Here is a 12554-nt window from a genome sequence, read left to right as displayed (position 1 = left end):
TCATGACGCAATGGATCGACACCGGCGCGCTCGACGACATCGACGACGAAGACGTCGCGCGCTTCGACCACGCAGGCCGCACGTACGCGATCTACCGGATCGACGGCGAGGTTTATGCAAGCGACGGCCTGTGCACGCACGAGCGCGTGCATCTCGCGGACGGGCTCGTGATGGGCCATGTGATCGAATGCCCGAAGCACAACGGGCGCTTCGACGTGCGCGACGGCCGGCCGCTGTCCGCACCCGCGTGCGAGAAGCTGCGCACCTACCGCGCGAAGATCGAAGGCGGCCGGATCCTGATCGAGGTGTGACGCGATGGCGAACGAGCGTGTGATGGCGATCGTCGGTGCGGGCCATGCGGGCGGCCGCGCGGCGCAGGTGCTGCGCGAGTCGGGCTGGCGCGGGCGCATCGTGCTGATCGGCGCGGAGGCGCACCTGCCGTACGAGCGGCCGCCGTTGTCGAAGGGCGTGCTGACGGGCGAGTGCAGCACGGCGCAGTGCCGGTTGCGCGAGCCGCACGCATGGGCGGCCGACGGCATCGAGCCGATCGTCGCGACGGTCGAGCGCATCGATCCGCACGCACGCGAAGTGCACGTGTCCGGCGCTCGGGTGTTCGGCTACGACGCGCTGCTGCTCGCGACCGGCGCTCGCGCACGCCGCCTCGCGATTCCGGGCGCGGCGCTCGACGGCGTGTTTGCATTGCGCACGCTCGACGACGCGGCGGCGCTCGGTGCGCGGCTCGTGCCCGACGCGCGGATCGTGCTGATCGGCGGCGGCTTCATCGGTCTCGAAGTCGCGGCGTCGGCGCGGCTGCGTGGCTGTCGCGTAACTGTGCTCGACGCCGCGCCGCGCGTGCTCGGGCGAGCGGTGCCGGAGACGATCGCGGCGCGCGTGCAGGCGCTTCACGAGGAGCAGGGCGTGGCGATCCGCGTGAACCGGAAGCCCGTTGCGATCGAGCGGACCTCGAGCGGCGCGCTGGCCGTCATGCTAGACGACGGCGGCACGCTGATCGCCGATACGGTCGTGGCCGGCATCGGTATCGAACCGTCCGACGAACTGGCACGCGACGCGGGCCTCGCGGTCGATCGCGGCATCGTCGTGAACGCGCGGCTGGAGACGTCGGCGCGCGGCATCTATGCGGCCGGCGACGTCGCGGTGTTTCCGAGTGCGTTGTCGGGGCGACCGGTCCGGCAGGAGACGTGGCACGGCGCGGAGACCCAGGCGCACGCCGCCGCGCGCAACATGCTCGGCGCCGACGACCCATACCGCGAGATACCGTGGTTCTGGTCGGATCAGTACGACGCGCAGTTGCAGGTGGCCGGGGAGCCGGCGCTCGGCGAGCGGGCGGTCGCGCGCCGGCTCGATGGCGACGCCGAAATCCATTTCCATTTCGACGGTGGCGGACGGCTCGTCGCGGCGAGCGGCTTCGGCCGCGCGTCCGGATTCGTCAAGGAGATGAAGCTGGCGAGGCGGCTGGTCGAATGCGGTGCCGTGGTGGTGCCCGCGATGGTCGCCGATGCGAACGTGAAACTGAAGTCGCTGTTGTCGACAGCCGGCGCGTAGGCGGGTAGGCGCAACGCCCGATGAAAAACAGCCCGCGGCCTTTCGGCACGCGGGCTGTATTGCTTCGTCGATGCGGCGGGCCGCGTCAGTGCGGCACGTGCAGTTGCAGATAGAGCACGGCTGCGAGCGAGCCGCCGATCAGCGGGCCGACCACCGGAATCCACGCATAGCGCCAGTCGCTGTCGCGCTTGCCGGGAATCGGCAGCAGTGCATGCATGAGGCGCGGCCCGAGGTCGCGCGCGGGGCTCATCGCGTAGCCGGTCGGGCCGCCGAGGGAGATGCCGATGCCGAGCACGAGCAGGCCGACGGGCAGCGCGTCGAGCGCGCCGAGGCCGACCTGCGGCGACGCGAGATACAGCACGCCGAGGATCAGCACGAACGTGCAGATCGCCTCGGTCAGCACGTTGTGCCGGACGCTGCGGATCGCGGGCGCCGTGCAGAACACCGCGAGCTTCAGGTCCGCATCGGCTTCCTTCGCGAAGTGCTGGCGATACGTGAGCCATACGAGCAGCGCGCCCGCCATCCCGCCGAGCATCTGCGCGAGGATATAGCCGCCGACCTTCGACCACGCGAACTTGCCCGCGAGCGCGAGGCTGATCGTCACGATCGGGTTCAGGTGCGCGCCGCTGAACGATGCGGTCACGTAGACGGCGACGAATACGGCCATCGCCCAGCCCCACACGATCACGATCAGGTCCGCGCCCTTGCCCTTGGTCTTCGCAAGCAGCACGTTTGCAACCGCGCCGTTGCCGAGCAGCACGAGGATCGCTGTGCCGATGAATTCTGCAATATAAGGTGACATGGTTGTCTCTCGAATGTCGCGGCGGACTCGCGCGCTGCGCGGTCCGCCGGTGTTGTTGTATTTCGTCCGGAGGGCTGACGATTACTGGGTGTCGTCGGCCCACGACTTCGCGGCGCGCACCGCACGCTGCCAGCCGGCCATGCAGCGTTCGACCTGCTCCTTCGGCATCGACGGCGAGAAGCGGCGGTCGAGCTGCCACTGGTCGCGCACTTCGTCGAGGTTCTTCCAGTAGCCGATCGCGAGGCCAGCGAGGTAGGCCGCGCCGAGCGCGGTCGTCTCGGTGATCTGCGGACGCACCGCGTCGACGCCGAGCAAGTCGGCCTGGAACTGCATCAGCAGGTCGTTCGCGCTCGCGCCGCCGTCGACGCGCAGCTCGCCGATGCTGATGCCCGAATCGGCTTCCATCGCGGCCAGCACGTCGAGCGACTGGTAAGCGATCGCATCGAGCGCCGCGCGCGCGAGGTGCGCGGACGTCGTGCCGCGCGTGACGCCGAACACCGAACCGCGCGCCCGCGCGTTCCAGTGCGGTGCGCCGAGGCCGGCGAACGCAGGCACGAGATAGACGCCGTCGGTGTGCGGCACGCTCGCGGCGAGCGCTTCGATTTCCGCGGCCGTCTTGATGATGCCGACGCCGTCGCGAAGCCACTGCACCACTGCGCCCGCGATGAAGATGCTGCCTTCGAACGCGTACTGCACGTCGTCGCCGATCTGCCATGCGATCGTCGTGACGAGGTTGTTCTTCGACTCGATCGGCTTGTTGCCGGTGTTCATCATCAGGAAGCAACCGGTGCCGTAGGTGTTCTTCACCATGCCCGACGTGGTGCACATCTGGCCGAACAGCGCGGCCTGCTGGTCGCCCGCGATGCCCGCGAGCGGGATCTTCGATGCGAACACGGTCGTCTTCGTGTAGCCGTAGATTTCCGACGACGCCTTCACTTCCGGCAGCATGCTGCGCGGGATGTCGAGCAGTTCGAGCAGCTCGTTGTCCCACTCGCGCGTATGGATGTTGAACAGCATCGTGCGCGATGCGTTCGTCACGTCGGTCACATGCAGTTCGTGCTTCGTGAAGTTCCACACGAGCCAGCTGTCGACGGTGCCGAATGCGAGCTTGCCCTGGCGTGCCTTGTCGCGCGCGCCCGGTACGTTGTCGAGGATCCAGCGGATCTTCGTCGCGGAGAAGTACGAGTCGATCGGCAGGCCGGTCTTCGCGCGCACCTTCGCTTCGAGACCCTGCTGCTTCAGCGAGTCGCAGAAATCGGCCGTGCGGCGATCCTGCCAGACGATCGCGTTGTAGACGGGCTGGCCCGTCTCGCGATCCCAGACGATCGTCGTCTCGCGCTGGTTGGTGATGCCGATCGCTGCGATCGACGTACCGTTCAGGCCCGTGCGCGTGACGGCTTCCGCGGCGACGCCGGCTTGCGTCGACCAGATTTCCTGCGGGTCGTGCTCGACCCAGCCGGGTTGCGGGTAGATCTGCTCGAATTCCTTCTGCGCGATCGACACGATATTGCCCTGGCGATCGAACAGCATCGCGCGGGAACTTGTGGTGCCCTGGTCAAGCGCGAGGATGTACTGTTCCTGCATGTCTCTCATCTCCATCCGTGGATTGGCTTAGTTGTGATGCGCGCCGCATGTGGAGCGGCGCGTCGGTGAGTCAACGTCGGTAAGACAACTGCAACTGCATTCGGATCAGGCGTGCGGCGCGTGCGCGGCGGCGAACCACGCGTCGACCGCGGCCGTCACGGCATCGAGCGTGCCCGGCGTGACGTGCAGGCCGAGCTTCGAGCGGCGCCACAGCACGTCCTGCGCGCAGGTCGCCCATTCGGCGTCGCGCAGGTAGCGCAGTTCGGCGTCGTGGATGCCCGGCGCGATTTCGGTGCCGAGATCGGCGAGCGACTTCGCGCCATCGACCACGCGTTCCGCGCGCGTGCCGTAGGCGCGCGCATAACGACGGGCGAGTGCGGCCGGCAGCCACGGATGACGTTTCGCGAACGTGTCGGCGAACACGTCGAACTTTGCGTTCGCGATGTCGCCGCCCGGCAGCGCGACGCCGGCCGTCCAGGTTGTCGCGTCGTTGCCGAGCGCGCGGCACAGCATGTCGCCGGCTTCTTCCGCGAGCTTGCGGAACGTCGTGATCTTGCCGCCGAACACCGACAGCAGCGGCGCGCCGGCGCCGTCGTCCAGCTCGAGGCGGTAGTCGCGCGTGACGGCCGATGCGTTCGCCGCGTTCTCGTCTTCCAGCAGCGGGCGCACGCCCGAATAGGTCCAGTGAACGTCGGCCGGCGAGATCTTGCGCTTGAAGTAGCGGTTGATCGAATCGCACAGGTACTGCGTCTCGTCGCGATCGATCGCGACCTTCGCGGGATCGTTCGTGTATTCGACGTCGGTCGTGCCGATCAGCGTGAAGTCGTGTTCGTACGGAATCGCGAAGATGATCCGCTTGTCCGGGTTCTGGAAGATGTACGCGTGATCGTGATCGAACAGGCGGCGCGTGATGATGTGGCTGCCCTTCACGAGCCGCACGCTGTGCTGCGCGCCGCGGCCGAGCGCGCCGTGCAGCACGTCACCGACCCACGGGCCGGCCGCGTTCGCGATCGCGCGCGCATGCACGACGCGGATCGAACCGTCGGCGTGCTGCAGCCGCGCTTCCCATTCGTCGCCGCGGCGTTCGGCGGATACCAGCTTAGTGCGCGTGAGGATCTCGGCGCCGCGCTCCTTCGCATCCATTGCGTTCAGCACCACGAGGCGCGCGTCGTCGACCCAGCCGTCCGAATACACGAAGCCGCGCTTGATCGAGTCGATCAGCGGCGCGCCGGCCGCATGGCGGCGCATGTCGATGCCGCGCGAGCCGGGCAGCAATTCGCGTTTCGCGAGGTGATCGTAGAGGAACAGGCCGATGCGGATCAGCCAGGCCGGCCGCAGGTTCGGCATGTGCGGCATCACGAAGCGCAGCGGCCACATGATGTGCGGCGCCGCGCGCAGCAGCGTCTCGCGCTCCTGCAGCGCCTTGCGTACGAGCCCGAACTCGTTGTACTCGAGATAGCGCAGGCCGCCGTGAATCAGCTTCGTGCTGGACGACGACGTGTGCGACGCGAGATCGTCCTGCTCGCAGAGCATGACCGACAGGCCACGGCCGGCCGCATCGCGCGCGATCCCCGCGCCGTTGATGCCGCCGCCGACGACGAGCAGATCGTAGCGATTCGGTTGGGTCACCTGCTGTCCTTATCGTCTGATGGAAATGGTTGAACACAAAATGTTCGAATTCGAAATTTAACGAACGAAATCGAAAAAGTAAAGTTCGATAAAGCGGGGCCAGTAGCGCGCGACGAGATCCCGGACGATACTGGCGAAATCGACCGTTTCGCGAGGTGAATCATGCGTATTGGGATGTGGGCCGGCTTATGCGCCGTCCTTCTGGCGGGGTGCAGCGCCGGCACGCCGCCGCTCGCCGGCAACTGGCGGGCGCCGTCGTTCGCCGACCTGCAGGCGTCGTGCGGCGGCACCGCGCGCGACTGGGGCGCGGATGCGCAGCCGGTCTACTCGACGCTGTACGACGCGTACGTGGCGAAACGGTATCGCGGGCTGACCGAAGCGAACTATTGCACGTTCGTAAACGAACTTTCGACGCACTATGCGGCGCCCGACGCGGCGGCGCGCGCCGGCTGGATCGCGTATTTCAACGGTGCGCGCGCGCAGGCCATCAGTTGGCGGGCGGCGGTCGATCCGACGCTGCGCGGCGGCTGAAGCCGGCTGCGGCGAACGGACGGGGAAGCGAAAACGACCGTGCGGCCGGGAGTCCGGCCGCACGGTCAGGTCAGGAACAACGGGCCGGGAATCCGGCCGCGCGGTCAGGTCAGGAACAACGGGGCTTCAGGAATAGCGGTACTTGATGGATCGCAGTGCGGCGTCGCCGGTCTCGGTCACGCAGTATTTGCGCCCCGAGCCGAGCCCTTCCAGGCGGACGAGCTGCTGTTCGAGCAGGATGTCCAGTTCATCCCGATCCATATCGCGCTGGTCAGGCGCGTCCTTCACAAGCAATAGCGTGGCGAATTCATGCGGACTCAGCATCGTTCTCTCCATGGCATCCGGTCTGCCCGCGCGGCCGGCGCAAACGCCGACGCACGATACCCCGGGGGGTATGGCTTGGGGGGAAAGCTGTATTCGCCGGCCCTGAAGTGTTCGCTCACGCCCTGGCACAGGCGGTCGGGCAAACGGACCGGGGAACTGGAGTCTAGTCGAGCACGCAGGCAACGACAAATCGTGCCCCGTTAATTTTCCGTTTGACAGAAGAATGCACCGCAAGCGGTCCGCTCGCGGCGCCAACTTCTTGATTTCACTTGAAGTTTCGGGTGCGGTGCAGCATCGCTGCCGTCATTCCGCGACGTACACCTGGGTGCCGGCGGCCGCCACCGTGTCGGCCATCTCCGGCGGCAGCGGCTTGTCGGTGAAGAGCGCGTGCACCTGGCTCAGGTGGCCCTGGCGCACCAGCGCCGGGCGGCCGACCTTCGAATGGTCGGCCACGAGGTAGACCGTGCGCGCATGCTGCATGATCGCCTCGGCGACGCGCACCTCGCGCGTGTCGAAGTCGCGCAGCGTGCCGTCGGCCTCGATCGCCGACGTGCCGATGATCGCGTAGTCGACCTTGAACTGGCGGATGAAGTCGATCGCGAGCTCGCCGACGATGCCCTTGTCCCACGGCCGCACGATGCCGCCCGTGATCAGCACTTCGCAGTCGGGGTAGCCGCTCATCATCGACGCGACGTTCAGGTTGTTCGTGATCACGTGCAGCCCGTGGTGGCGGTTCAGTGCGCGCGCGACTTCCTCGGTCGTCGTGCCGAGGTTGATGAACAGCGACGCCTGGTCGGGGATGTGCGACGCCGCGAGCGCCGCGATGCGCCGCTTCTCGTCGTGGAACATCCGCTGGCGCGCCGTGTACGACACGTTCTCCGAGCTGGTCGGCAGGCTCGCGCCGCCGTGGTAGCGGCGCAGCAGGTTCAGGTCGGCGAGCCAGTTCACGTCGCGGCGGATCGTCTGCGGCGTCACTGCGAAGTGCGCGGCGAGATCGTCGACGGTCACGAAGCCGTCGCGCTGCACCCATTCGAGCAGTTCCTGCTGGCGCGCGTTGAGGGTGAGGCGGGGATCTCGGGTCATGGCTCGATGGTCGTGTCGTGAGACGGAGCGGGTATTGTAAGGGCGGCAACGGCGTTCGGCCGGCCTGGCCGGCACGGTCGCCTGGAATTCATGCGGAAATCGCATGGATTCATGTGACAAATGAATTTGTACGATTGCGCTGATCGCGCTGCAATGGCGGACTGCCTGCGCAAGCGGGCGCGCGTTCATTTCAGCTTTCGACGAGGTGGCACCGATGACTGGCTTCAACTGGCACAACCCGTATCCGACGACCCGCATCCCGGTATTCGCGCGCAACGTCGTGTCGACGTCGCACCCGCTCGCCGCGCAGGCCGGGCTGCGGATGCTGTGGAAAGGCGGCAACGCGGTCGACGCGGCGCTGGCCGCCGCGGCCGCGATCACCGTCGTCGAACCCGTGTCGTGCGGGCTCGGCGGCGACGCATTCGCGCTCGTATGGGACGGCGAGCGGCTGTCCGGGCTGAACGCGTCGGGCGTCGCGCCGGCCGCGTGGAACGTCGACTATTTCCGCAAGCGCCACGGCGAGGACGCGCACGGCATCGCGAACAAGCCGACGCGCGGCTGGGATACCGTCACCGTGCCGGGCGTGATCGCGGGCTGGGAAGCGCTGCACGCGAAGTTCGGCTCGCTGCCGTTCGCGGACCTGCTCGAGCCGGCGATCGAGATCGCGGAGCGCGGTTATGCGGTGCCGCCGATCGTCGCGCACAAGTGGGCGGCGGCGGTGCCCGCGCTGCAGGGCCTGCCGGGCTTCGCGGAGACCTTCATGCCGCGCGGCCGCGCACCGCTCGTCGGCGAACGCATGTGCCTGCCGGGCCATGCGCAGACGCTGCGCACGCTCGCGAAGGACGGCGCCCGTGCGTTCTATGAAGGCGCGCTCGCCGAGCGCATCGCGGCGTTCGCCCGCGAAGGCGGCGGCGCGCTGACCGAAGCCGACCTGCGCGCATACCGGCCGGAATGGGTCGAGCCGATCGGCAAGCGCTTCGGCCGTCACACGATTCACGAGATCCCGCCGAACGGGCAGGGCATCGCCGCGCTGATCGCGCTCGGGATCGCCGAGCATGCGGGCGTGACCGAGTGGCCGGTCGATTCGGTCGACTCGCAGCATCTGCAGATCGAGGCGATGAAGCTCGCATTCGCGGATGTCTATCGTTACGTCGCCGATCCGCGCGCGATGGAAGTCACGCCCGAGCAGATGCTCGACGATGCGTATCTCGCCGAACGCGCGAAGCAGATCGATCCCGCGCGTGCGACGCACTTCGGCGCGGGCCGTCCGCATTCGGGCGGCACGATCTACCTGTCGGCGGCCGACGAGCGCGGGATGATGGTGAGCTTCATCCAGTCGAACTACATGGGCTTCGGTTCGGGGCTCGTGGTGCCCGGCACCGGCATTGCGCTGCAGAACCGCGGGCACGGCTTCTCGATGGATCCGGCTTCGCCGAACGTCGTCGCGGGCGGCAAGCGGCCGTTCCACACGATCATCCCGGCGTTCGTCACCGAGGAGGTCGACGGCCGCACCGAGGCCGTGATGAGCTTCGGCGTGATGGGCGGCGACATGCAGCCGCAGGGCCACCTGCAGACCGTCGTGCGGATGCTCGGCTACGGGCAGCAGCCGCAGGCCGCATGCGATGCGCCGCGCTGGAAGGTCAACCGCGACTTCACGCTCGACGTCGAAGCGACGATGAATCGCGCGACCGTCGACGCGCTGGCCGCACGCGGCCATACGATCAAGTCGATCGACGATCCTTACATGGATTTCGGTTCGGGGCAGTTCATCTGGCGTCTCGATCGCGACGATCGCGAGCGCGGTTACGTCGCCGCGAGCGACAGCCGGCGCGACGGTCTGGCGGCCGGTTTCTGACGGTTCGCCTCCATTCCATGCGCTCGACGGGCGGCCGAACGGCCGCCCTTTTCGTTTGGTGCGGCCCGTACCATCGCACGGCTGCAAGCGGTTCGAAGGACTCGTCTAACGAACGGCAACAGACCGCGTGGAACTGCGCTTGCCGGCCATGGTCAGTCCTCTGGAGCACGAACATCAAAGTCCGGCTAAGATGCCAGGATGGTTCGGCCGGACCGACTCACTATAAACGCAAGTAAAACGCCGCCTGCGGGACGGCTGGCGCCTGTGCCGAAGGCATGGGCCGGCCCCCGTGCGACGACTGGGAGCGCACCACCATGGACACCAAAACGACGCATGTGATGCCGTGGCGAATCGAGGACATCGACCTGAACCGGATCGATCGTCAGCGTGCCGCCGCGAACGAGGATCTGCTGCTGCTGCTGTGCGCGTCGTCGTTCATCGAAAGCGGCTCGGATCTCTACACGAGCAATCTGAGCCAGTTCTTCAACGACGATCCGGAAGTCTCCGCATGGCTCAACAATGCATGGGAGCACGAAGAATTGCAGCACGGCCGCGCGCTGAAGGCGTACATCGCGCACGTGTGGCCCGAGTTCGACTGGGATACCGCGTTCGCGAATTTCTTCGCCGAGTATTCGAAGACCTGCAAGGTCGAGGCATTCGAGAAGACCCGCGCGCTCGAGATGGTCGCGCGCTGCGTCGTCGAGACGGGTACGGCCACGCTCTACCGCGCGATCAACGAATGCTCCGACGAGCCCGTGCTGAAGGAAATCACCGACCACATCCGCACGGACGAAGTGCGTCACTACAAGCACTTCTTCAAATTCTTCAAGAAGTACAACCAGCTCGAAGGCAATGGCCGGCTCGCGGTGCTCGGCGCGCTGGCGCGCCGCGTGATGGAAATCAAGAACGAGGATTCCGAGATCGCGCTGCGCCACGTGTTCGCGGTCCGCTATCCGGATCGCGTCGGCGACAGCCAGTACAACCGCGAGCGCGCCGCGCGCATCAGTACGCTCGTGCGGCGCAACCTGTCGGCCGACATGTGCGTGAAGATGCTGCTCAAGCCGCTCGACCTGCCCGCGAAGATCCAGCCGGGCGTCCACTATCCGCTCACGAAGATCACGCGGCACGTATTCCTGCGCTGATCGCCGCGGCCCGGCCGGTCGCGCGTATGCTTGCCGCATCGTCTCCGATCCGCACCAGGGCCACGCCACCATGACCGATACCCATCGCCACGCGCTCGAACAATGGACGTTCGACGCGTGGCCGCCGGCCGTCGTATCGCTGTTCGACGGCACCGCGCTCGAGCGTCATGCCGATATCGCCGCATCGCTGATCGTCGCGACCGACGACGGCCAGTTGCGCACGACGCTGCTCGGCGTCGGCGAGATCTATGCGCACGATGCGCGCACGCTGCTGCTGGCGCTATGGCCGCAATCGCGTGCGGCGCGCGCGCTCGCGCAACGGCGCACGGCCGCGCTGACGCTCGTCGCGGACGGCGCGTTCTTTCAGGCGCAATTGAGGATCGAGCCGCTCGAAGGCGACTTCGGCGGACTGGCCGGATTCGCTGCGACGATCGCGCACGGCGATGCGCAGCGGGTCGGTTATGCGCGTCTCGCGACAGGCGTCACGTTCACGCTGGAGGGGGAGCGCGCCGCGGTGCTCGCGCGCTGGCAACGCCAGGTCGAGCACCTGCGGCGCGCGGCCGCGCGGCTTCAGTGACCGCGCTGGCCGCTGCGCGACGAACGATTGCGGTTCGGGTGCGCGGCGTTGCCGCTCGCCGGGCGCGCGCTGTTGCCGCCGCCCGCCGGGCGTCCGCCGCTGCCGCCGGCGCCGCCTTGCGTGCGCGGCTTCGCGGCCTTCGGCTGCGCCGCTTTCGGTTGCGCGTTGCCTTCGCGTTTCGCGGCCGGCTGGCCTGAGCCGCCCGCGCGCGGCTGGCGATTGCCGCCGCCACCGCCACCGCCACCGCCACCGCCACCACTGCGCGGCTGTTGCTGCCCGCGGCGCTGCTGGATCGGCTCCGGCTTCGCATTCGGATCGGGTTCGAAGCCCGCGATCACTTCCTGCGGAATCTCGCGCTTGATCAGCCGCTCGATGTCGCGCAGCAGCAGCTTCTCGTCGACGCACACGAGCGACACGGCTTCGCCGGTCGCGCCCGCGCGGCCCGTGCGGCCGATCCGGTGCACGTAATCCTCGGGCACGTTCGGCAGGTCGAAGTTGACGACGTGCGGCAACTGGTCGATGTCGATCCCGCGCGCGGCGATATCGGTCGCGACGAGCACCTGCAGCGTGCTGTTCTTGAACTCCGCGAGCGCGCGCGTGCGTGCCGACTGGCTCTTGTTGCCGTGGATCGCCATCGCGCTGATGCCGTCCTTCGTCAACTGTTCGGCGAGCCGGTTCGCGCCGTGCTTGGTGCGCGTGAACACGAGCACCTGGAACCAGTTGTGTTCGCGGATCAGGTGCGTGAGCAGCTCGCGCTTGCGGTCGCGGTCGACCGGGTGGATCTTCTGCGCGACGCTCTCGGCGGTCGTGTTGCGGCGCGCGACTTCGATCAGCGCGGGCGAGTCGAGCAGGCTGTCGGCGAGCGCCTTGATCTCGTCGGAGAAGGTCGCCGAGAACAGCAGGTTCTGGCGCTGCGGCGGCAGCTTCGCGAGCACGCGCTTGATGTCGTGGATGAAGCCCATGTCGAGCATCCGGTCGGCTTCGTCGAGCACGAGGATGTCGAGATCCGACAGGTCGATCGTCTTCTGCTGCATGTGGTCGAGCAGGCGCCCCGGCGTCGCGACGACGATGTCGACACCGCGCTTGAGCGCATCGATCTGCGGATTGATGCTGACGCCGCCGAACATCACGGTCGAGCGCAGCTTCAGGTACTTGCTGTAGGCGCGGACGCTTTCCTCGACCTGGGCGGCGAGTTCGCGCGTCGGCGTGAGGATCAGCGCGCGCACCGCGCGCTTCGCGCCGCGATGCTCGGCATAGAACGTATGCAGGCGCTGCAGGATCGGCAGCGTGAAGCCGGCGGTCTTGCCGGTGCCCGTTTGTGCGCCGGCGAGCAGGTCGCCGCCGCCGAGGACGGCAGGGATCGCCTGCTGCTGGATCGGAGTCGGCGACGTGTAGCCGAGCTCGTTGACCGCCTTGACCAGCGGTTCGGCCAGGCCGAGAGATTCGAAAGACATAGATACCACT

At 67.6% G+C, this 12554-nt stretch carries 12 protein-coding genes; 6 read left to right on the top strand and 6 right to left on the bottom strand.

The annotated features are described in order from the left end of the window. Positions 1 to 2: 2 nt before the first annotated feature. Complete coding sequence (locus tag ABD05_RS03435) at positions 3 to 311, top strand: non-heme iron oxygenase ferredoxin subunit (RefSeq protein ID WP_047898962.1); 309 nt, start codon at positions 3 to 5, stop codon at positions 309 to 311. A 4-nt stretch (positions 312 to 315) separates the two neighbouring features. Further along, positions 316 to 1563, top strand: a complete 1248-nt coding sequence (locus tag ABD05_RS03430; protein WP_047898961.1) for an NAD(P)/FAD-dependent oxidoreductase — start codon at positions 316 to 318, stop codon at positions 1561 to 1563. An 85-nt stretch (positions 1564 to 1648) separates the two neighbouring features. Here ABD05_RS03430 and ABD05_RS03425 read toward each other — a convergent pair whose 3' ends face one another. The 3 genes from ABD05_RS03425 to glpD form a co-directional block, all read right to left on the bottom strand. After that, positions 1649 to 2365, bottom strand: coding sequence for an MIP/aquaporin family protein (locus ABD05_RS03425; protein ID WP_047898960.1), 717 nt, complete (start codon positions 2363 to 2365; stop codon positions 1649 to 1651). 81 nt (positions 2366 to 2446) lie between these two features. Then, a complete protein-coding gene (gene glpK / locus ABD05_RS03420; protein ID WP_047898959.1) occupies positions 2447 to 3949 on the bottom strand; it encodes a glycerol kinase GlpK in 1503 nt (500 codons plus the stop codon). 105 nt (positions 3950 to 4054) lie between these two features. Continuing rightward, the gene (glpD, locus tag ABD05_RS03415; protein WP_047898958.1) at positions 4055 to 5578 is read right to left on the bottom strand and encodes a glycerol-3-phosphate dehydrogenase; all 1524 of its coding nucleotides are present in this window, start codon (positions 5576 to 5578) and stop codon (positions 4055 to 4057) included. Between the two features lie 162 nt (positions 5579 to 5740). Between glpD and ABD05_RS03410 the strand changes: the two genes are divergently transcribed. Then, positions 5741 to 6109, top strand: a complete 369-nt coding sequence (locus ABD05_RS03410) for a hypothetical protein (RefSeq protein ID WP_047898957.1) — start codon at positions 5741 to 5743, stop codon at positions 6107 to 6109. 126 nt (positions 6110 to 6235) lie between these two features. Here ABD05_RS03410 and ABD05_RS03405 read toward each other — a convergent pair whose 3' ends face one another. Continuing rightward, a complete protein-coding gene (locus ABD05_RS03405) occupies positions 6236 to 6433 on the bottom strand; it encodes a hypothetical protein (protein ID WP_006477892.1) in 198 nt (65 codons plus the stop codon). A gap of 303 nt (positions 6434 to 6736) precedes the next feature. Beyond that, on the bottom strand, positions 6737 to 7516 hold the full coding sequence (locus ABD05_RS03400; RefSeq protein WP_040141834.1) for a DeoR/GlpR family DNA-binding transcription regulator: 780 nt from the start codon (positions 7514 to 7516) through the stop codon (positions 6737 to 6739). 214 nt (positions 7517 to 7730) lie between these two features. On the opposite strand from ABD05_RS03400, the gene ABD05_RS03395 reads away from it, so the two are divergent. From ABD05_RS03395 to ABD05_RS03385, 3 genes are all read left to right on the top strand, one after another. Continuing rightward, a complete protein-coding gene (locus tag ABD05_RS03395) occupies positions 7731 to 9371 on the top strand; it encodes a gamma-glutamyltransferase family protein (protein WP_047898956.1) in 1641 nt (546 codons plus the stop codon). 314 nt (positions 9372 to 9685) lie between these two features. Further along, positions 9686 to 10513, top strand: a complete 828-nt coding sequence (locus ABD05_RS03390; RefSeq protein WP_047898955.1) for a ferritin-like domain-containing protein — start codon at positions 9686 to 9688, stop codon at positions 10511 to 10513. Between the two features lie 70 nt (positions 10514 to 10583). Beyond that, the gene (locus ABD05_RS03385; protein WP_047898954.1) at positions 10584 to 11090 is read left to right on the top strand and encodes a hypothetical protein; all 507 of its coding nucleotides are present in this window, start codon (positions 10584 to 10586) and stop codon (positions 11088 to 11090) included. On the opposite strand, the gene ABD05_RS03380 is transcribed toward ABD05_RS03385, so the two are convergent. Further along, complete coding sequence (locus ABD05_RS03380) at positions 11084 to 12544, bottom strand: DEAD/DEAH box helicase (RefSeq protein WP_047898953.1); 1461 nt, start codon at positions 12542 to 12544, stop codon at positions 11084 to 11086. The genes ABD05_RS03385 and ABD05_RS03380 overlap by 7 nt on opposite strands. Positions 12545 to 12554 lie beyond the last annotated feature (10 nt).

The sequence above is a fragment of the Burkholderia pyrrocinia genome (assembly GCF_001028665.1).
Classification (GTDB): Bacteria; Pseudomonadota; Gammaproteobacteria; order Burkholderiales; family Burkholderiaceae; genus Burkholderia; species Burkholderia pyrrocinia.
This window is presented reverse-complemented; position numbering and strand designations above follow the sequence as displayed.